This is a genomic window from Achromobacter sp. RW408 (genome assembly GCF_003184165.1).
GTDB lineage: Bacteria > Pseudomonadota > Gammaproteobacteria > Burkholderiales > Burkholderiaceae_B > Achromobacter > Achromobacter xylosoxidans.
This window is the reverse complement of record NZ_QHHO01000049.1, coordinates 2,293,944-2,312,275: the sequence shown is the minus strand read 5'-3', so window position 1 is coordinate 2,312,275 and position 18,332 is coordinate 2,293,944. Positions and strand designations below refer to the sequence as shown.

At 68.2% G+C, this 18,332-nt stretch carries 20 protein-coding genes; 10 read left to right on the top strand and 10 right to left on the bottom strand.

Annotated elements, in window-relative coordinates; genetic code table 11:
- Positions 1-66: 66 nt before the first annotated feature.
- The 6 genes from DK459_RS30565 (at position 67) to DK459_RS30055 (ending at position 6,352) form a co-directional block, all read left to right on the top strand.
- Complete coding sequence (locus DK459_RS30565; RefSeq protein ID WP_127913719.1) at positions 67-300, top strand: hypothetical protein; 234 nt, start codon at positions 67-69, stop codon at positions 298-300.
- A 246-nt stretch (positions 301-546) separates the two neighbouring features.
- Positions 547-1,728: an acetyl-CoA acetyltransferase gene (locus tag DK459_RS30075; protein ID WP_006386121.1), complete on the top strand. Its 1,182-nt coding sequence runs from the start codon at positions 547-549 to the stop codon at positions 1,726-1,728.
- Positions 1,729-1,732: 4 nt separating this feature from the next.
- The gene (locus tag DK459_RS30070; protein ID WP_054485291.1) at positions 1,733-3,292 is read left to right on the top strand and encodes a class I adenylate-forming enzyme family protein; all 1,560 of its coding nucleotides are present in this window, start codon (positions 1,733-1,735) and stop codon (positions 3,290-3,292) included.
- Positions 3,293-3,332: 40 nt separating this feature from the next.
- On the top strand, positions 3,333-4,427 hold the full coding sequence (gene dctP / locus DK459_RS30065; RefSeq protein ID WP_070542777.1) for a TRAP transporter substrate-binding protein DctP: 1,095 nt from the start codon (positions 3,333-3,335) through the stop codon (positions 4,425-4,427).
- Positions 4,428-4,482: 55 nt separating this feature from the next.
- A complete protein-coding gene (locus tag DK459_RS30060) occupies positions 4,483-5,013 on the top strand; it encodes a TRAP transporter small permease subunit (protein ID WP_070542775.1) in 531 nt (176 codons plus the stop codon).
- Between the two features lie 22 nt (positions 5,014-5,035).
- Positions 5,036-6,352 (top strand): TRAP transporter large permease, encoded by a 1,317-nt coding sequence (locus tag DK459_RS30055; protein WP_006386117.1) that lies wholly within the window; start codon positions 5,036-5,038, stop codon positions 6,350-6,352.
- Between the two features lie 20 nt (positions 6,353-6,372).
- On the opposite strand, the gene DK459_RS30050 is transcribed toward DK459_RS30055, so the two are convergent.
- Positions 6,373-6,933 carry a LuxR C-terminal-related transcriptional regulator gene (locus tag DK459_RS30050; protein ID WP_006386116.1) on the bottom strand — a complete coding sequence of 187 codons (561 nt, stop codon included), beginning with the start codon at positions 6,931-6,933 and terminating at the stop codon, positions 6,373-6,375.
- Positions 6,934-7,170: 237 nt separating this feature from the next.
- Here DK459_RS30050 and DK459_RS30045 point away from each other — a divergent pair, with 237 nt between their 5' ends.
- The 4 genes from DK459_RS30045 (at position 7,171) to DK459_RS30030 (ending at position 10,425) form a co-directional block, all read left to right on the top strand.
- Complete coding sequence (locus DK459_RS30045) at positions 7,171-7,830, top strand: 4'-phosphopantetheinyl transferase (protein ID WP_020928589.1); 660 nt, start codon at positions 7,171-7,173, stop codon at positions 7,828-7,830.
- A 45-nt stretch (positions 7,831-7,875) separates the two neighbouring features.
- Positions 7,876-9,057 carry an acetyl-CoA C-acyltransferase gene (locus DK459_RS30040; RefSeq protein ID WP_020928590.1) on the top strand — a complete coding sequence of 394 codons (1,182 nt, stop codon included), beginning with the start codon at positions 7,876-7,878 and terminating at the stop codon, positions 9,055-9,057.
- A gap of 195 nt (positions 9,058-9,252) precedes the next feature.
- Positions 9,253-9,645 carry a DUF4168 domain-containing protein gene (locus DK459_RS30035; protein ID WP_006386112.1) on the top strand — a complete coding sequence of 131 codons (393 nt, stop codon included), beginning with the start codon at positions 9,253-9,255 and terminating at the stop codon, positions 9,643-9,645.
- A gap of 81 nt (positions 9,646-9,726) precedes the next feature.
- Complete coding sequence (locus DK459_RS30030; protein WP_070539992.1) at positions 9,727-10,425, top strand: glutathione S-transferase family protein; 699 nt, start codon at positions 9,727-9,729, stop codon at positions 10,423-10,425.
- A 42-nt stretch (positions 10,426-10,467) separates the two neighbouring features.
- Here DK459_RS30030 and DK459_RS30025 read toward each other — a convergent pair whose 3' ends face one another.
- The 9 genes from DK459_RS30025 to DK459_RS29985 all read right to left on the bottom strand — a co-directional run bounded on the left by DK459_RS30025 (position 10,468) and on the right by DK459_RS29985 (position 18,315).
- Positions 10,468-11,229 carry an ABC transporter permease gene (locus DK459_RS30025; RefSeq protein WP_070539988.1) on the bottom strand — a complete coding sequence of 254 codons (762 nt, stop codon included), beginning with the start codon at positions 11,227-11,229 and terminating at the stop codon, positions 10,468-10,470.
- Entirely contained in the window at positions 11,226-12,149 is a 924-nt protein-coding gene (locus DK459_RS30020) for an ABC transporter ATP-binding protein (protein ID WP_024069649.1), read from the bottom strand. The genes DK459_RS30025 and DK459_RS30020 overlap by 4 nt, the downstream gene beginning before the upstream one ends.
- Positions 12,150-12,272: 123 nt before the next feature.
- Positions 12,273-13,136, bottom strand: a complete 864-nt coding sequence (pdxK, locus tag DK459_RS30015; protein ID WP_020928600.1) for a pyridoxine/pyridoxal/pyridoxamine kinase — start codon at positions 13,134-13,136, stop codon at positions 12,273-12,275.
- 107 nt (positions 13,137-13,243) lie between these two features.
- Entirely contained in the window at positions 13,244-13,726 is a 483-nt protein-coding gene (locus DK459_RS30010; protein WP_020928601.1) for an RES family NAD+ phosphorylase, read from the bottom strand.
- Positions 13,723-14,205, bottom strand: coding sequence for an MbcA/ParS/Xre antitoxin family protein (locus tag DK459_RS30005; RefSeq protein WP_026383047.1), 483 nt, complete (start codon positions 14,203-14,205; stop codon positions 13,723-13,725). Before DK459_RS30005 ends, DK459_RS30010 begins: the two co-directional genes overlap by 4 nt.
- Positions 14,138-15,208, bottom strand: a complete 1,071-nt coding sequence (locus tag DK459_RS30000; RefSeq protein WP_049054497.1) for a peptidylprolyl isomerase — start codon at positions 15,206-15,208, stop codon at positions 14,138-14,140. Before DK459_RS30000 ends, DK459_RS30005 begins: the two co-directional genes overlap by 68 nt.
- Before the next feature lie 104 nt (positions 15,209-15,312).
- A complete protein-coding gene (locus DK459_RS29995) occupies positions 15,313-15,798 on the bottom strand; it encodes a YbjN domain-containing protein (RefSeq protein WP_006385385.1) in 486 nt (161 codons plus the stop codon).
- A 107-nt stretch (positions 15,799-15,905) separates the two neighbouring features.
- A complete protein-coding gene (locus DK459_RS29990; RefSeq protein ID WP_227740167.1) occupies positions 15,906-16,601 on the bottom strand; it encodes a DNA repair protein in 696 nt (231 codons plus the stop codon).
- Positions 16,602-16,611: 10 nt separating this feature from the next.
- Positions 16,612-18,315: a putative porin gene (locus DK459_RS29985; protein WP_006385387.1), complete on the bottom strand. Its 1,704-nt coding sequence runs from the start codon at positions 18,313-18,315 to the stop codon at positions 16,612-16,614.
- Positions 18,316-18,332: the final 17 nt, after the last annotated feature.

Genomic DNA, 18,332 nt, shown 5'->3' with positions numbered 1-18,332 from the left:
ATCAGCAGTTCGCCGCAACGAACCAGGACACTGCCGTCTCCAACCAAAAGCGATACGAAACTCGTCATGATCTGTTCTTCCTATGAAAGACATTCTGACCCTGGCGGCAGCACGTTTTTTTCTAATGCGTTGCCTGCCGCCCGCATGCTCGCGTCGACGAATTCTTATACAGATGATTTGAAAATTCCAGACGCGTCACTGCCTCCAAACACGTACGTACACCCCCATTTCTTCGAGCAAAAAAACACGTCCCGGCCGTTCACGCCTGGCGCGGTCAAACGCCATTTGGAACACATGTGAACATGCTCGCAAGCGCCTGAATCCGCGCTTCTACGCCGTATTTCGAGCGTCATATCGCCGCTGCACGACGGCGCGATTTCGCGCATCGATGCGCGACCCGTCCGGTACGTACGGGTCGACATACGCATCCCCCCACTACGTATTCGCGTACGTGGATGCACGTATAGAGATACGTATTGGCGCAGTCCTACACTTGATCGCACAAGCACACCACCGCCGCACATCACCGTGCATGGGGAGAGGGACATGTTCGATCATTCGGGCGTTTCGATCGTGGGCAGCGGCCATACGCCGTTCGGCAAATTGGACGCTCTGAATCTTGAGCAACTCATCGTGATGGCGGCCAACGAGGCGATCGAGGACGCCGGCGTCGATCCCGCCGAGATCGACGCGATCTACCTGGGGCATTTCAACGCGGGGCTGGTGCCCGATGCCTTCCCCGCCTCGCTGGTGCACCAGGCGCATCCGGCCTTGCGCTTCAAGCCCGCCACGCGCTGCGAGAACGCCTGTGCCTCGGGCTCGGCCGCGATCCACGCCGGCCTGCGCGCGATCCAGTCGGGCGCGGCCGGCACCGTGCTGGTGATCGGCGTCGAGAAGATGACCTCGCGCAGCACGCCCGAGGTGACCGAGGCGCTGGCCTGCGCCGGCTACAAGAACGATCCGCGCGAAAGCGCCATGAGCTTTCCGCAGCAGTTCGCGCGCCTGGCCGAGAAATACGCCGAGCGCTACGAGGACCCGCTGCCGGTCATGGCCGCCATCGCCGCCAAGAACCACGCCAATGCGCTGCGCAATCCGCTGGCGCAGCTGCGGCGCGAGCTGGACGCCGACTTCTGCAACACGATCTCGGAACGCAATCCGATGATCGCGGCGCCGCTGCGCATGACCGACTGTTCGCCCATCAGCGACGGCGCCGCCGCCGTCATCCTGACCTGCGAGCGGCGCGCGCCGCGCTATGCGCGCCAGGTGCGCTTTCGCGCCGCCACCCAGGTCAACGACATGCTGCCGCTGGAGGGCCGCGACCTGCTGGCGTTCGAGGGTCCGCACCGCGCCATGCAGCGCGCCTACTCGGATGCCGGCATCCAGCTGCAGGACCTGGATTTCGCCGAGGTGCACGACTGCTTCACCATCGCCGAACTGCTGATCTACGAGGCCATGGGCCTGGCCGCGCCCGGCGAAGGGCATCGCGTGCTCACCGAGGGCACGGTGCGCCGCGACGGCGATCTGCCGGTCAACCTGTCGGGCGGACTCAAGGCCAAGGGCCACCCGGTCGGCGCCACCGGCGTGTCGATGCACGCGCTGGCCTACCGCCAGCTGACCGGCCGCGCCGGCGACATGCAGCGCCCCGGCGCCGAGCTCGGGCTGGTTTTCAACATGGGCGGCATGGCCGTGGCGAACTACGCGTCGGTGCTCGAGGCGGTGCGGGCGTAATGGCATGAATATCGCGAACTGGTTGCAGGCGGCCGCGCTGGAGCACGGAGGCCGGCCGGCCCTGCATACGGGCCTGCGCCTGCATGCGAACTACCGTGACTTCGCCCGCCGCGCCGCGGCGTTGGCCGGCTGGCTGCAACGCGACCATGGCCTGGCCCCGGGCGATCGCGTCGCGCTGTTCGCGCGCAACCGCGTCGAATACCTGGAGCTGCTGTACGCGGCCTGGTGGCTGGGCGCGGTGGCGGTGCCGATCAACCCCAAGCTGCATCCCAAGGAGGTTGGCTGGATCGCCGCTAACGCCGACGCCAGCGTGATCTTCACCGACCGGCTCGACGATCTGCCGGCGGGCTGCCTGCCGGATGGCTGCCGCCACCTGGAGATCGACGGCGCCGACTACGCCCGGGCCTGTGCCGGGACCGGCCCCTGGGCGCCGCCGGCGCCGCTGGCCGCGGATGCGCTGGCCTGGCTGTTCTATACCTCCGGCACCACCGGCCGGCCCAAGGGCGTGATGCTGAGCCACCGCAATCTGGTGGCCATGGGCCTGTGCTATGCGGTGGACGTGGAAACCGTGGAGCCCGGCGACGGCATGCTGTACGCCGCGCCCATGTCGCACGGCGCCGGGCTGTACCACGTGCTGTACGTGCGCAAGGCCGCGCGCCACGTCGTGCCCGAATCGCGCGGCTTCGAGCCGGCCGAGATCCTGGCGCTGGCCGAACAGACCGGCCCGCTGTCGTTCTTCGCCGCGCCCACCATGATCAAGCGCCTGGTCGAGCAGGCGCGCGCCGGCGGCCGCGACGGCCGCGGCATCAAGACCATCATCTACGGCGGCGCGCCGATGTACCTGGCCGACCTGGAAGAAGCCCTGGCGGTGCTGGGCCAGCGCTTCGTGCAGATCTACGGCCAGGGCGAAAGCCCGATGACCATCACCGCGCTGTCGCGCGAGGTGATCGCCGATGCCGCCCACCCCGAGCGCGCCGCGCGGCTGGCTTCGGTCGGCACCGCGCAGAGCTGCATGGAGCTGCGCGTGGTCGACGCCGCGCTGCGGGCCGTGCCGTCCTGCACCGAGGGCGAGGTGCTGGTGCGCGGCAACGCCGTGATGCAGGGCTACTGGCGCAACGATCCCGCCACCGCCGAAACGCTGGTGGACGGCTGGCTGCGCACGGGCGACATCGGCCGGCTCGACCATTCGGGTTTCCTGACGCTGACCGACCGCAGCAAGGACGTGATCATCTCCGGCGGCTCCAACATCTACCCGCGCGAAGTCGAGGAAACGCTGGCGCGGCATCCCGGCGTGCGCGAGGTGGCGGTGGTCGGCGCGCCCAGCGCGCAATGGGGCGAAGAGGTGGTGGCCTTCGTGGTGTCGCGCCCCGGCGCGACCCTGGCGCCCGAGGAACTGGACGCCTGGTGCCGCGGCGAGATCGCCTCGTTCAAGAAGCCCAAGCGCTACGTATTCCATGAAGAACTGCCCAAGAACAGCTACGGCAAGATTCTCAAGACCGCATTGCGCGAAGCCTTGCGCGGCGCGGAACCAGGCGGCCAGGGAGATGCCAGCCCAGGCCGATGAACCGGCGCATCAGAAGCCGGAATCCCCCAAGGAGGAGAGCATGAGAAGACGCGATTTCATCAAGGCCGCCAGCCTGCTGGCCGGCGCATCGGCCCCGGCCATCTGGACCGGCCGCGCGGCCGCCGCGGCCAGGCCTGTCACCCTGAAGTTCGACAGCTACATCAGCGAAACCTCCGGCCCGTCGCGGCTGGACGAGTGGTACCTGAAGCAGCTCGAAACCCGCAGCAACGGCGCGGTCAAGGTGCGGCGCTACTGGGCCCAATCCCTGAACAAGGTCGGCGAGCACCTGTCCGCCGTGCGCGACGGCACCTCGGAAATGTCGTTGATCTCGCCGGGCTACTACCAGTCGCAATTGCCCGTGACACGCGGGCTGGACTGGTACTACCGCATGCACCGCTCGGACGCGCTGCAATGGCTGTGCCGGGATGTCTACGCCGAATACCAGCCGCTGCGCGACGAATGGGAACGCCGCTACAACAGCAAGGTGCTGTACTGGACCAACTGGTACTACGCGCCGCTGGTGACGCGCCAGCCGATCAATTCGATCGCGGACATCCGCGGCAAGCGCATCCGCGGCTACGGCGCCGCCAACGAGGTCATCGAGCGGCTGGGCGGCACCGCCGTGCCGATGGCTGCGCCCGAGGTCTACACCGCGCTGGAACGCGGCGTGCTGGACGGCGTGTACGGCTTTGACTTCATTACCGCCGTGGCCTACAAGCTGCACGAGATCGCGCCGTACTTCACCGATATCGGCGACGGCCCGCACGGCCCGGCCGCGACCATTATCAACGCCCGCGTGTGGAACAACTTCCCCGATCCGGTCAAGCAGGTCAGCGACCAGATCGTCAGCGAAATCTACGGCGGCGAATACGCCCGCATCTACGAGGCGGCCGCGCGCCAGTACGTCAAGACCGCCAAGGCCGAGGGCGCCAAGTTCTCGTCGCTGCCGCAGGCCGAGAAGGACCGGGCGCGCACCCTGGTGCAGCCGGCGCAGACCGAGGGCTGGGTCGAGCGGGTGGCCAAGCCCGCCGGCCTGGACGGCCTGGCGATGCAGGCCCTGGTCAACCAGGCCATCGCCAAGTACGACGCGCAGGGCAGCTTGAAACGCTTCGACGAACTGGCCGCCGAGGCCTGACGCCGTTTCCTTCCCCGCGGCCCGGCGCGCGCCGGGCCGCCACAGGCAGAGACCCATGGACTATTCCTCCCGACTGGGCGTGGCGCTGCGCGCCGTGTCCAACGTGTTCGGCGCCATCGCCACGCTGTTCCTGCTGTTTCTGATGTTCGGCATCACGCTCGACGCCATGGTGCGGGCCATCTACGGCCACTCCATTCCCGGCCTGTTCGAGATGTCCGAACTGAGCCTGGTCGTGATCGTCTTCTTCGGCCTGGGCTGGACCCAGATGGACGACGCCCATATCCGCGTCACGCTGCTGCACAAGAAGGTGCCGCCGCGCGTGGCGCAATGGATGGACGCGCTGGCGTGGCTGGCCGCCGCCGCGGTGCTGGCGATGCTGGCCTATCCCGCCACCGGCGAGGCGCTGGAATCGATCGAGATCCGCGAGTTCCGCTGGGGCTACGTGGAGGTGCCGATCTGGTGGACCAAGGCCATCGTCGCCCTCGGCCTGTGGTTCGGCGCGCTGCAGATGCTGGCCCAGGCCGGCTGCAGCCTGTGCCGCGCCGAACCCGCCGCCCGCGCCACCCCGGCGCTGGCCTCGCATTGACCCTCTCGCGGGAATTCCCTCCATGGATGACGTCACCATCACCCTGGTCGCCACCGGCCTGATCTTCGTATTCCTGCTGCTAGGCGCGCCGGTCTTCGCCGCGCTGGCGCTGGCCGGCATCACCGGCCTGGTCCTGGTAGAGGACAGCGCTTTCGTGCTGAACCGTCTCAAGTCGTATTCCTATGCGCAGTCGGCCTCGTACCTGCTGACTGTGATCCCGCTCTTCATCCTGATGGGCGCCTTCGCCCATCACGCGGGCGTGGGCCGCAGACTGTTCGACATGGCGCGCAAGTGGGTCGGCCACATGCCCGGCGGACTGGCCATCGCCAGCGTGCTGACCTGCGCCGGCTTCGCCGCCACGTCGGGCTCCAGCGTGGCCACGGCGGCTACCGTGGGCGCGGTCGCCATTCCCGAGATGAAGCGCGCCGGCTACGACGCGCGCCTGTCGGCGGGCGCGGTGGCGGCCGGCGGCGTGCTGGGCGTGCTGATCCCGCCCAGCGTGCTGCTGATCTTCTATGCCGCCCTGACCGAGGTCTCGGCCGGCAAGATGCTGGTGGCCGGGGTGCTGCCCGGACTGCTGTCGACGCTGGTGTTCATCCTGGGCATCCGCGTCATCAGCGCTTCGCCGCAGATGGCCGCGACGGTGCTGCCCAAGAGCCCGTGGCGCGAACGCGTGCTGTCGATCCGCAACGGCTGGCAGGTGCTGGTGCTGTTCCTGATCGTGCTGGGCGGCATCTACCTGGGTTTCGTCACGGCGACCGAGGCCGCCGCGGTCGGCGCGTTCGCCGCGTTCGTGATGCTGCTGTGCGCCCGGCAGGCGCGCGGCGAGCTGGGCGGCAAGCTGGTCGAAAGCCTGCGCAACGCCGTCACCACCACCGTGATGATCCTGTTCACCATGCTGGGCGCGGGCCTGTTCAGCCTGTTCCTGAGCCTGGTGCAGATCCCGCAGCAGATCGCCGAGGTGATCGTGTCCTCGGACATCCCGCCACTGCTGGTGGTGGGGCTGATGCTGCTGGCCTACTTCCCGCTGGGCATGTTCCTGGATGCCTTCTCGATGCTGGTGATCACGCTGCCGATCATGTTCCCCACGGTGGTGTCGCTGGGCTTTGACCCGATCTGGTTCGGCATCCTGGCCGTGAAGATGTGCGAGATCGGCCTGATCACGCCGCCGGTCGGGCTGAATGTGTTCGTCATCGCGGGCATAGACCGCCAGACGCCGTTGACGCGGATCTTCCACGGCGCCTGGTGGTTCGTCATCATGGAGGTGGTGACCACGCTGATCCTGTTCTTCTTCCCGGTCATCGTCACGATCCTGCCTGAGATGATGCTCGGAAAATGAAGCGGGACGCGCGGCCCCGCTCAGGCCATGTTGTCGACCAGGATGATCTTGGACACCAGTTCGGCGGTGTTCTTCGCGTCCAGCTTGCGCATGATGCGGGCGCGATGCACCTCCACCGTGCGATAGGAGATGTCCAGCCGCATGGCGATCTCCTTACAGCTCAGGCCGTTGGCGACGTAAGCGGATATTTCGCGTTCGCGCCGCGTCAGGTTGGCCGTGCGCAGGCAGTTTTCGGCGATGCGCTCGAAGCTCCAGATCATCAGGTCGAAAGGGTCTTCCGGAGTCAGGGTGATGCCGCGCGCGCGCGCCCAGAACACCTCGCGGCTGCGGTGCTGCATGAAGCGCTCGTCTTCGTAGTAGCAATTGCTTTCCAGGTGTTTGAGGCAGCGCTGGCCGATCTGGTGAAAATCGGAAAGCGAGGGGTAAAGCTGGAGTATCGATTTGCCCACCAGTTCCCTGCGCGTGTAGCCGAACAGATTTGCGAAGGAGTGATTGCATTCCGAGATCTTGCGCGCGCTGCAGATGACCTGCGGCGCGGGAGATTCCTTGAAGGCGAGCAATGTCAGGTGAAAGTCACTCATATTGTCTCCCCGGATAGCGTGCCGGTCTTGCCGTTGCGCGGCGGAATCCACCGCGCTTTTCTGGCGGCCCGCATCTTGTCCGTGCGGGCTTCGAGGCGCCAGTGTATAAGAAGCTTCCGGCACCTGGAATGGGCTTTTTCCAGCGGTTTCAGGCGGGTTTTTCCACCCCGTTTCATTCCTTTTCATGCACCTGCGCGCCATCTCTTTTTTCGCGCCGCTTGTCCGCGGCGGCCGGCCATGACCGGCGACTCGACCGAGGCCCTGCCCTCGCTGCCGTTGAGCGCCCGCCTGGCGCAGCGGCTGGAATGGATCACGCCCGGCGCCAGCGCCGCCGGCGGCCTGCCGCCGACACAGCGCCGCCAGGCGGAGTTCCAGGCCGGCCGGCGGCTGGCGGCGGCGCTGCTGGCGGCGCTGCGCGCGCCCGCCACCGATGTCGGCGTGGCCGCGGACCGCTCACCCATCTGGCCCGCGGGCTACGTTGGCTCCATCAGCCACAGCCGGCGGCTGGTAGGCGTGGCGGTGGCGCGTCACAGCGACGTGCGCGCGGTCGGCATCGACATCGAAGCGATTGCCGACCCCTCCGCCGTGGAGGCGATCGAATCGCTCTGCATGCGGCCCGAGGAACGCGCGTTCGATGCCGGCGCGCTGACCCGCGCCGAGTTCGCCACGCTGCTGTTCTCGGCCAAGGAGGCGTTCTACAAATGCATGCAGCCGCTCACGCGGGTGGCGTTCGATTTCGCCGACGTTTCCGTCACCCGGATCGATCCGGCGCGGCAGTGCCTGGAACTGCGCCTGCTGCGCGCCGCGACGGCGGAATTCGTGCCGGGTCGCCTGTTTGAATGCGGCTATCGCAGTGCACAAGGCCACGTCTATACTGCCTTGGAAATTGGCCATTGAAGCATCTCCCCCCTTACGTTGTTCCCATCGACAAGGAGCGTTCAAATGTCTGATCCCATCGTTATCGTGAGTGCCGCGCGCACCCCGCTGGCCGCCTTCCAGGGCGAATTTTCCACCCTCTCCGCCAACGAGCTGGGCGCCGTCGCCATCGGCGCCGCGCTCGAGCGCGCCGGACTCAAGCCCGACCAGGTCGACGCGGTGCTGATGGGCAATGTGCTGCAGGCCGGCCAGGGCCAGGCGCCGGCGCGGCAGGCCTCGATCAAGGCGGGCATCCCGTCGTCGGTGGGCGCCATCACGGTGTCCAAGGTGTGCGGTTCGGGCATGCAGGCCGCGATGCTGGCGCACGACGGCATCATCGCCGACACCTATGGCGTGGTGGTGGCCGGCGGCATGGAATCCATGACCAACGCGCCCTACCTGCTGACCAAGGCGCGCGGCGGCTATCGCGCCGGCCACGCCACCATGTACGACCACATGATGCTCGACGGCCTGGAAGACGCCTACCAGGTGGGCCGCGCCATGGGCACGTTCGGCGAGGACTGCGCCGCCAAATACGGCTTCACCCGCGAAGAACAGGACACCTTCGCGGTGGAATCGGTCTCGCGGGCGCAGAAGGCCGCGCGCGACGGCGTGCTGAAATGGGAAACCGTGCCCGTCACCATCAAGTCCAAGAAGGGCGACACGGTGATCGAGCTGGACGAGCGTCCGCAGAAGCTCAACGTCGAGAAGATCCCGACCCTCAAGCCCGCCTTCGCCGCCAACGGCACCATCACCGCAGCGTCCTCGTCGGGCAACGCCGACGGCGCCGCCGCGCTGGTGCTGATGCGCGAATCCACCGCCAGCAAGCTCGGCTGCAAGCCGATCGCCCGCATCGTCGGCCACGCCAGCTTCGCGCAGGAACCCGAATGGTTCACCACCGCGCCCGTGGGCGCGATCAAGAAGCTCTACGACAAGACCGGCTGGAAGACCGCCGACGTGGACCTGTTCGAGATCAACGAGGCCTTCGCCGCGGTGACCATGGCGGCCATGAAGGAACACGACATCCCGCGCGACAAGGTCAACATCCACGGCGGCGCCTGCGCGGTCGGCCATCCCATCGGCGCGTCGGGCGCGCGCATCATGGTGTCGCTGCTGGGCGCATTGAAGGCCACGCAGGGCAAGCGCGGCGTCGCCACGTTGTGCATCGGCGGCGGCGAGGCCACCGCGATCGCGCTGGAAATGGTCTAAAAAAGGGTCACGCCCTCGTTTTAAGACGTCACAGAACTGCGCGTAAACGTTTCCGCGGCGCCTCCGGGCGCCGCCCTGCTGTGCGCGGCCGGCCCCTCGTGGCCTGCCGACACAGGAAAACACATTGCGAAACTTGAAGCCTCCCGGGGTGCCTTGCCATCATGGTCGGACATTCATCCGGAACAAGGAGGTTTCATGCCGTATTCCAAAACCGCAATCCTGTCGGCCATCATGTTGACGGCCGCGCTGTCCGGTGCCCCCGTCCTGGCGCAGAACGCCCCCGCCAGCCAGACGCCCATGGCGCCGGCAGCGGTGCAGCCCACCGACCAGCAACTGCAGCGCTTCGCCTCGGCGTCGCAGAAGGTGTCGGGCGTGGTGGACGAATACCGTCCCAAGGTCGACGCCGCCAAGACCGACGCGGACAAACAGAAAGTGATCCAGGAAGCCGACGCCAAGATGGTCAAGCTGGTGCAGGCCGATGGCCTGTCCGTGGAGGAATTCAATGGCATCGGCCAGGCCGTGCAGCAAAATCCCCAGCTCAAGGAGCGCCTGATGAAGATGGGCAAGGCTGGCGCGACGGTGCAGTAGGTCCGTCCGTCTTTCCCCGCCTGCCCTGCTGGCCGCGCCTTGGCGGTATCCTACCGGGATACTTCCAAGGAGTGCGGCATCTTGACCATCGATCTCACCCTGTATGACCTGGCCGGCGCCGATCCGACGTTGCGCTTCAGCCCCCATTGCTGGAAAACGCACATGGCGCTGGCCCACAAGGGCCTGTCCGCCAACACCGTGCCGTGGCGCTTCACCGACAAGGAAGCGATCGAATTCTCGGGCCAGAAGCTGGTGCCGGTGCTGGTGCACGGCGAGCACGTGATCAGCGATTCCTGGCAGATCGCCTGCTACCTGGAAGACACGTTCCCCGAACGCCCCTCGCTGTTCGGCGGCGACACCGGCCGCGCGCTCAGCCTGTTCGCCAACACCTGGGCCGACACCACCCTGGTGCCGACGCTGGCGCGGCTGCTGCTGCCGGAGATCCACGCCCTGATCGACGCCAAGGACCAGGATTATTTCCGCCACACGCGCGAAAAGCGCTTCGGCCCCCTGGAAGACCTGCCCGCCCTGCGCGAGGAACAACTGGCGGCGCTGCGCGCCTCGCTGCTGCCGCTGCGCCAGATGCTGGCGCGCCAGCCGTACCTGGCCGGCCAGCAGCCGGCCTATGCGGATTACGCGGTGTTCGGGTTCTTCATGTGGGCGCGCTGCACCAGCGCGCTGGAACTGCTGGCGGCCGACGACCCCGTGGCGGCATGGCGCGAGCGGCTGCTCGATGCGCATGGCGGCCTGGCGCGCCAGGCGCCGGTCGCGGCCGCCTGATCGGCAAGCGGGCGGGGCCACGCAGCCGTGGCGCCGCCGCGCTCAGGTCTTCAGGCGATAGCCGGTCTTGAAGATCCAGCGCACCACCACCAGGCAGACCGCCAGGAACACCAGCGTCATGGCGACGCTGACCGTGACGTTGACGTCGGCCACGCCATAGAAGGCCCAGCGAAAGCCGCTGATCAGGTACACCACCGGGTTGAACAGCGTCACGCCCTGCCAGAACGGCGGCAGCATCTTGATGGAATAGAAGGTGCCGCCCAGGAAGGTCAGCGGCGTGATGATCATCAGCGGAATGATCTGCAGCTTCTCGAAGCCGTCGGCCCACACGCCGATGATGAAGCCGAACAGGCTGAAGGTGACGGCGGTGAGCAGCAGGAACCCCAGCATCCAGAACGGATGCGCGATCTCGAACGGCACGAACAGGCGCGCCGTGGCCAGCATGATCAGCCCCAGGATGATGGACTTGCTGGCGGCCGCCCCGACGTAGCCGGCGACGATCTCCAGGTACGAGATGGGCGCCGAATGGATTTCGTAGATGGTGCCCGAGAAGCGCGGCATGTAGATGCCGAACGAAGCGTTGGCCACGCTCTGCGTCAGCAGCGACAGCATGATCAGGCCCGGCACGATGAAGGCGCCGTAGCTGACGCCGTCGATCTGCACCATGTGCGACCCGATGGCCGAGCCGAACACCACGAAGTACAGCGAGGTGGAAATCACCGGCGACAGCACGCTCTGCATCAGCGTGCGCCAGGCGCGGGCCATTTCGAAGCGGTAGATGGCGCGGATTGCGTAGAAATTCATGATTGTCCGTGCACCAGGCTGACGAAAATCTCTTCGAGCGAGCTTTCCGAGGAGTTGAGGTCGGTGAATTCGATGTCCAGCTCGGTCAGGCGCCGCAGCAGGCCGGAGATCTCGCCGCCGCCCTGGTTGTCGTAGGTGTAGACCAGTTGGCGGCCGTCGGCCGACATTTCCAGGTGGAACGGCTCCAGCGCGGTGGGGATGCCCGGCAGCGGCGCCTTCAGCGTCAGCGTCAGGCGGCGCTTGCCCAGCTTGGTCATGAGCGCGTTCTTTTCCTCGACCAGGATGATCTCGCCCTTGCGGATCACGCCCACGCGGTCGGCCATTTCCTGGGCTTCCTCGATGTAATGGGTGGTGAGGATGATGGTGACGCCGTTTTCGCGCAGGCGCCGCACCATGTCCCACATGCCGCGCCGCAATTCGACGTCGACGCCGGCGGTGGGCTCGTCCAGGAACAGGATCTTGGGTTCGTGCGACAGCGCCTTGGCGATCATCACGCGCCGCTTCATGCCGCCGGACAGGGCCATGATGCGGCTGTCTTTCTTGTCCCACAGCGACAGGTCGCGCAGCACCTTCTCGATGTATTCGGGATTGGCCGGCTTGCCGAACAGGCCGCGGCTGAAGGTGACCGTGTTCCACACGCTTTCGAAGGCGTCGGTGGAGATCTCCTGCGGCACCAGGCCGATGGCGCTGCGGGCGGCGCGGTAGTCGGTGAGGATGTCGTGGCCGTCGGCCAGCACCCGGCCCTCGGTCGGGTTGACGATGCCGCAGATGATGCTGATGAGCGTGGTCTTGCCGGCGCCGTTGGGGCCGAGCAAGGCGAAGATCTCGCCGCGTTGGATTTCCAGGTCGACGCTCTTGAGCGCCTGGAATCCCGAGGCGTATCGCTTGGATAGGCCTTGAACTGAAATGACCGGCTGCACTCTGGCTCCCAGCGTGGTGGACAACCGCTGATTTTACCCGCCTGCCGCGGGCGGCTTGTTCGGCCTGGCGGAACGGTGTGTTTGGAAAACGGTATCAAAGCGGGCCATCACGCCGCCGGCGCGTCAGCCTTCCACCGCCAGTTCTTCCCAGCCCAGGTCGCGGGTACGGGCCAGGGCGCCGGTCACCGCCGCCGCCGCGTCCCGCGCCGCGTCTTCCAGCGCATCGCCGGCCAGCAGCCGGGTGGTGATGGCCGCCATGAACACGTCGCCGGTGCCGTGCACCGACGGCGGGATGGCGATCTCGGGATGGCTCAGCACCACGCAGTCGTCGCGCGTGACCACCGCCAGCCGCAGCGTGCCGGGCGCGGCCGTCTGCGGCGCGGCGCTGGTCACCACGATCCACTCCGGCCCTTCGGCGATCAGTTCGCGCGCGGCCGCCGCCACCTCGTCGATCGAGGCCAGCGGCCGGCCCACCATCTGCTCCAGCTCGAAATGGTTGGGGGTCATGCCATGGGCGTGCGGCACCAGCTTGCGGCGATACTGCGCCACCAGCCCGGCGTCCACGTACAGGCCATCGTTGCGGTCGCCCATGACCGGATCGATATGCACCCGCAGCTCGGGCCGCGTGGCCCGCAGCCCGCTCAGCCAGTCCGCCAGCAGGTCGGCCTGGCCGGGCTGGCCCAGGTAGCCGCAGACCACGACGCGCGCCACCGCGGTCACGCCGCGCTCGTCCAGCCCGCGCAGCAGGCCCTGGAACCAGTCCAGCGGCACCGCGCCGCCGTGCAGCGTGGGGTAGTGCGGAGTATTGCTCAGAATGACCGTGGGCAGCGCGACGGCCCGCAGCCCGGCCTGGCGGAATATCGGCATGGCGGCGTTGTTGCCGACGCAGCCATAGACGACCTGGGATTGGATGGAAACGACGTCGACCCGCGCGGTCACGGCGGGCAGCGCTGCGCCGGGCGTCGGGGCAGCGGGAATGGCGGTCATACGGAAGGCTCCTGCGGACAGAGACGGGATGCGCCCTATTCTATGCCCAGCCGCCCCCCTCTTGCCGGTGGCAGGCCCCGCCGCCGCCGGGGCCGCCGCCCTTCCCGTCAGTCCGGCGCGGCGGCCAGCCAGCCGGCCCCGTCCAGCACCGCGCCGTCGATGCCGGCCAGGTGCGGCGCGAACGGGTAGCCCAGCGACGAGACGATCTGGCACTGCGCCAGCTGTGGATGATCGGCGTTCAGCAGGTACTGGCAGCTGCCGGCCGCCGACGGCACCTTCAGCAGCAAGGTATCGCCGCGCGCCAGCCAGGCGTTGCCGAAGGCGCGCGAGGCCTGCAAGTCGGTCTGCCAGCCGGCCGGCGGGCGCGGCTCGGCCACGGCGGCCGCCGGCACCCGCACTTCCAGCAGGAAGTAGTTACGCGGCAGGGCGCGCGGATGCGCCACCTCGGCCTGCGCCAGGCGCGCGAACACGGCGGCGGCGGGGGTGGCGTCCAGCACCACCACCGCCGCGCCGGCGGCGTGCCAGCGGCCCGCGGGGCGGGCGCGCGGCATCAGGTCCTGGCTGTTGCTCAAGCGCCAGAGCGCGGTCATGGGCCGTTTCCTTCATCGATGTTGATCAGCCACTGTTCGATCAGCACGGCGTAGCGGCCGTGCTGGCACAGCAGCAATGGCACCCGGCCATGCAGCCGGCGCTTGGGGCTGCAGAGCCAGCGCCGCGCATCTTCCACGCCGCCGAACACCAGCTCGGCCAGCCACGCCACCCGCAACGCCCGGTACAGCACGCGCAGGTCGGCCAGGTCCAGGCTGTGGTCGCGCAGCGGATCGCGCGGCCGGCCGGGTTCGACCCGCGGCACCAGCGCCAGCCAGTGCAGCAGCTCGCCGGCGAACGCAACGCGCAACGACTGCAACAGCGCGGCCGCGCACTGCAGGCTGGCGGGCGGCCCGGACTGGCCCAGGGCCTGGCTGAGCCGCGCCTCCAGCGCCGCCGCGATGCCGCCCGGCTCAGGGAGCGCGGGCGGCGACGGCGGGCTGGGCCGCCGTGGCAGCCGCGGTTTGGTCGAAGGCGGCATTGAGGGCCGCGCCATCAATGCTGACGGTTCCTGCATTCAGCAACCCCTCCAGGTAAGCCCTCGCCGCCAGTTCCTGGCGTTGGGTCCGCAACGCGGCACGCAACTCATCCTTGACCTGCTCGTACGGCGCCACACTGGCCGCGCGCAGATCCACCAGTTTCAGAATATGGAAGCCCGCCGCCGACTGCACCGGCGCCGCGACCTCGCCCGCCTTGAGCTGCTCGATCACGGGCCGCATTTCCGGCGTCAGCTGCGCCAGCGGCACGTAGCCGATGTCGCCGCCCTGCGCGCGGGTCGAGGCGTCCTGCGAATGGCTCTTGGCCAGCGCGGCGAAATCGGCCTTGGGCGCCTGGGCGCGCTTGACCAGGTCCAGCGCCTGCTTGCGCGCGGCCGCCACCGCGTCGCCGTCGCCCGGCGCGGCCGGCAGGAAGATCTGGCTGACGCGGTACAACGCCGGCTGCGCCAGCTGCGGCTTGGCGCGCTCGTAGGCGGCCCGCAGGTCGGCTTCGGCCGGGTAGTCGTCGGGCGCGCGGCTGACCGAATCCAGGTAGGTCTGCAGCACGATGCGCTCCTGCGCCGCCTGGAAGGCGCGCTTGAGCTCGGGGCGCTCCTGCCAGCCCTGGGCGCGGGCCTGCTCGACCAGCGCCTTCTCGGCCAGGCGGGCGCGCAGCCACTGGTCCAGCCCGGCGCGGTTGCCCTTGAGCTGGGCGCGGGCCTCGGGCGGCAGCGCCTCCAGCTGGCGCACCAGTTCGTCGCGGTCCACCTGCACCGCGCCCAGGGTGGCCACGGCCGGCGCCTTGGCCGGGGCCGGCTGGGCGGTGGCGGCGGCGGCCGGAGCCGCGCCCTTTTCCGGCGCGGCCGCCGCCTTGGCGGGCACGGGACTGGATTCGCTGCTCTGCGCCGGGCTGCCGCGCATCAGCGCCACCGCGCCGGCCAGCACCGCGATCAGCAGCACCGCGGCGGTCACGCGCAGCCGCGCGGGCTGATTGGAAAGAATGTTCATGGTCGGAACCTCGCTTGCTTGGATGCGCCATTCGCCGCCACGGCGGCCTGGGGGGTTGGGGACGTTGCCGTCCCGAACGCCAGGCGCCGGGCCTGGCGGATGGATCAGTTCAGCGCCTCGGTGGCGGCGTCCTGCCGCGGTTCAACGGCGTCGGTATCGGCGCCGGCTTCGGCGCTGGCGTTGGCGCGCAGGAACAACAGGAATTCCTGCAGCAGGCGATCCCACAGTTCGGCGGTGGCGCGCAGGTAGTTCTCGGACACGCCGCCGGCCAGGATCACGTCCAGTTCCAGCACCAGGAACACGCCCTGCACCGTCAGGCGGGCGAAGCGCTTTTCGACGTTCCAGCGCTCGGCCAGTCCGGGCGGCAGTTCGCCCTGCACGCGCAGCGCGCAGCTCAGCGTGTAGTCCAGGTAGCTGCCGGGTTCGACGGCGGGGTTGCCCATGCGCGCGGCAAAGCCCACGCCCTGGCTGGCGCTCAGCAGTTGCACCATGCCGTTCTGCTCGGACACGGTGACGCGATAGCCCGCGGATTGCAGCAGTTCCTGCAGGCGTTCGGCGTTCACGTCGAGAATCAGGCTGGAGTCGGTCATTACAGTCATTCCTAGGTAAAAGAGATCAATTCAGAGAGATCGGTTCGCAAGCAAAGCCGTTCATTACAGTCTCCCTGCATGAAAGAGATAAGACAGCGCCTGGATGCTCAGGGTTGGGCCGCCGGCGCCGCCGGCGCGGTCGCGCCGACCTGCGCGTCGTACAGCTTGTCGCCATACGCCTGCGCCTGCTCCTCGAACTTGACGCGCGCGCTGCCGGCGAACGGCTGTTTCATGGCCAGGATGCCGCCGGCGCCGATGCGCTCGTAGGCGTTCAGGATTTCCTTGCCGGCCTCGTACATCTCGCGGTTCTTGGCGATGCAGGCCTTGGCCTCGGTGTCGCGCTGCGCCAGGGTGCGGGCCAGCGTCTGCCGTTCCGCCTCCTTGGCGCGCGACAGCGTCAGCAGCTCATCGTAGGCGCCCTTGAACTTGCCCAGCTGGGCATGGCTGGCGGCCACCTGCGCCTGGGCGCTTTCCATCACGGCCTCCTGCTGCCCGGCCAGCTTCTCGGCCTGGCCCTTGGCGCTCGCCAGCTGGCTGCGCAAGGCGACCAGCTCTTTCTGGGCGGCGTCGCGCTGCGCTTCGGCCGCGGCCTTGGCGGCGTTGACCTGGGCCTGCTCGCTTTGCAGCTGTTGCAGTTGCTGGGTGGTGCTGCGCAACTGGGCGCGCAGGCGCTCTTCCATGCTCTCGGCCTGCGCCGGCAGCGCCACGCTCAGGCCCGCGGCGCACAGGGCCGCGGCGGCGGCCAGCCGCCGGCCGCGTTCCCGCGCCCGCGGCTGGCGCGACTCATCCCACAAGGTATGCATGTCCATGGCCTCAGAACCTGGCGTTGATCTCGAACTGCATGGTGTCGATGGACAGCGGCGCGCCATAGATCTCGCGCGTGCTCATCCAGCGCAGGACGCCGTACACGTTCTTGTCGAAGGCGTAGCCGCCGCCGATGTAGTAGCCGCGGGCGTTGGTGCCGCCCTGGTGGAACGACGAATCGTTGAAGGCGTCGGGCAGCGCATCCGGCTGGATGTACTTGTAGCCGACGAAGGCCAGCCAGTCGCCCTTCTCCTTCAGGTCGTACGACCGGCCCAGCGTGGCCTGCAGCATCCAGGCGTTGGGACCGCTTTCGACATCGCCGTTCTCGCCGAAGTTGTTGACGATGTTGCCTTGCGAGCGGTTCATCATCTTGCTCTTGCTGTAGGCCAGGTTGCGGATGTAGTTGGCGTTCACGCGCAGGCCCAGGCCGTTGAACACGCGCGTGTCCCAGCGCAGGTTCACGTCGAGCAGGTCGAACTTGGACGCCAGGCCGACGTACTGCGGCTGCGGCGTGTTGGCCGGATCCTGCGGGTTGGAGGTGATATCGCGCAGCAGGAACAGGGTGTTGCCCTTCTGCATGAAGGCCGGGCGCGACCAGTCGGTGTCGCAGTTTTCCTGGCCGGCCCACGGCGAGCAGGGGCTGGAGCGCTTGCCGGCGATGTTGTCGAAGTGGTAGTAGGCCAGCGCGCCGCGCAGGCTATTGCGGCTGTCGATCTTCCAGTCGGCGCCGGCCTGGGCGGCCAGCAGCCACTTGTCTTCGCTCTTGCCTTCCGAGAACGACGACGAGTTCCAGCCGTTCGAGCCGTACTCGGTCGAAAACGCGCCCAGGGTGCCGAACAGGGTCACGTCGCGGCCTTCCAGCGGGTGCTTGAAGATCGCGGCGACGCCGTCGAAGTTCAGGTCGTTCGAGAACAGCATGTCGGTGGACTCGAACGGATTGGCGATGCGGCCGCCCGTCACCGTGGCCCACTTGGCGGGACGGTAGGTCAGGTAGGCCTGGTCCAGCCAGATGTCCTTCTTGCCCATGCCGCCGCCCAGCGTCTGGGTGGTCGAGACCGGGCTGTCGTCGCTGCCGGTGGCCAGGCGGATGCCGGCCGTCCAGGCTTCCGAGATGTCGGCGCGCACGCCCAGGCGGGCGCGCACGCGCAGCTGGTTGCGGCGGTCCTCGCGCGTGTTCAGCATCGGCGGATAGTTGCCGTTGGTGTTGCGGTTCAGGTCGTACGGCCCCTTGGCGTTGAGCTTGGCGAAATCGACGATTTCGTTGCTGTTGCCGCCCGAGTACAGGCGCGACTCGTCGCGCACGCGCACGTCGCCATCGATGGTGATGCGCGAAACCCAGTCGGGGAACGTGTTGGGCTGGGCCCAGTTCTCTTCCTTGGCCTGCACCATCACTTCGGCCTTGACCTCGTCGCGGATCTGGTCGCGCACGGTCTGCGGGATGTACGGCACGCGCACGTCGCCCGCCTGGGCCACGGCGGCGCCGCGATCCTGCGGCGCGGCGCGCGCGGCCTTGGCTTCGGCTTCGGCCTGGGCCACCAGGGCGTCGGCCTGCTCCGGCTTGAGCACGCCCTGCTGCACCAGCAGGCGGATCAGGTTGATGGTGGCGTTTTCGGACGGGGCGGGCGCGGCGTTGGCCGTGACCGGCAACGCGGCGGCGGCGCCCGCCGCGGCCAGGGCCAGCGATGCCGCCAACCGGTTCAATTGGAACTTCATTCTCTTGGCACTCCAGG

Excerpts from the sequence above, each read along its gene's own strand:
- DK459_RS30565 (WP_127913719.1), top strand. The coding sequence starts at position 67 with ATGATCTGTTCTTCCTATGAAAGACATTCTGACCCTGGCGGCAGCACG.
- DK459_RS30075 (WP_006386121.1), top strand. The coding sequence starts at position 547 with ATGTTCGATCATTCGGGCGTTTCGATCGTGGGCAGCGGCCATACGCCG.
- DK459_RS30070 (WP_054485291.1), top strand. The coding sequence starts at position 1,733 with ATGAATATCGCGAACTGGTTGCAGGCGGCCGCGCTGGAGCACGGAGGC.
- dctP (WP_070542777.1), top strand. The coding sequence starts at position 3,333 with ATGAGAAGACGCGATTTCATCAAGGCCGCCAGCCTGCTGGCCGGCGCA.
- DK459_RS30060 (WP_070542775.1), top strand. The coding sequence starts at position 4,483 with ATGGACTATTCCTCCCGACTGGGCGTGGCGCTGCGCGCCGTGTCCAAC.
- DK459_RS30055 (WP_006386117.1), top strand. The coding sequence starts at position 5,036 with ATGGATGACGTCACCATCACCCTGGTCGCCACCGGCCTGATCTTCGTA.
- DK459_RS30050 (WP_006386116.1), bottom strand. The coding sequence starts at position 6,933 with ATGAGTGACTTTCACCTGACATTGCTCGCCTTCAAGGAATCTCCCGCG.
- DK459_RS30045 (WP_020928589.1), top strand. The coding sequence starts at position 7,171 with ATGACCGGCGACTCGACCGAGGCCCTGCCCTCGCTGCCGTTGAGCGCC.
- DK459_RS30040 (WP_020928590.1), top strand. The coding sequence starts at position 7,876 with ATGTCTGATCCCATCGTTATCGTGAGTGCCGCGCGCACCCCGCTGGCC.
- DK459_RS30035 (WP_006386112.1), top strand. The coding sequence starts at position 9,253 with ATGCCGTATTCCAAAACCGCAATCCTGTCGGCCATCATGTTGACGGCC.
- DK459_RS30025 (WP_070539988.1), bottom strand. The coding sequence starts at position 11,229 with ATGAATTTCTACGCAATCCGCGCCATCTACCGCTTCGAAATGGCCCGC.
- pdxK (WP_020928600.1), bottom strand. The coding sequence starts at position 13,136 with ATGACCGCCATTCCCGCTGCCCCGACGCCCGGCGCAGCGCTGCCCGCC.
- DK459_RS30010 (WP_020928601.1), bottom strand. The coding sequence starts at position 13,726 with ATGACCGCGCTCTGGCGCTTGAGCAACAGCCAGGACCTGATGCCGCGC.
- DK459_RS30005 (WP_026383047.1), bottom strand. The coding sequence starts at position 14,205 with ATGCCGCCTTCGACCAAACCGCGGCTGCCACGGCGGCCCAGCCCGCCG.
- DK459_RS30000 (WP_049054497.1), bottom strand. The coding sequence starts at position 15,208 with ATGAACATTCTTTCCAATCAGCCCGCGCGGCTGCGCGTGACCGCCGCG.
- DK459_RS29995 (WP_006385385.1), bottom strand. The coding sequence starts at position 15,798 with ATGACCGACTCCAGCCTGATTCTCGACGTGAACGCCGAACGCCTGCAG.
- DK459_RS29990 (WP_227740167.1), bottom strand. The coding sequence starts at position 16,601 with ATGCATACCTTGTGGGATGAGTCGCGCCAGCCGCGGGCGCGGGAACGC.
- DK459_RS29985 (WP_006385387.1), bottom strand. The coding sequence starts at position 18,315 with ATGAAGTTCCAATTGAACCGGTTGGCGGCATCGCTGGCCCTGGCCGCG.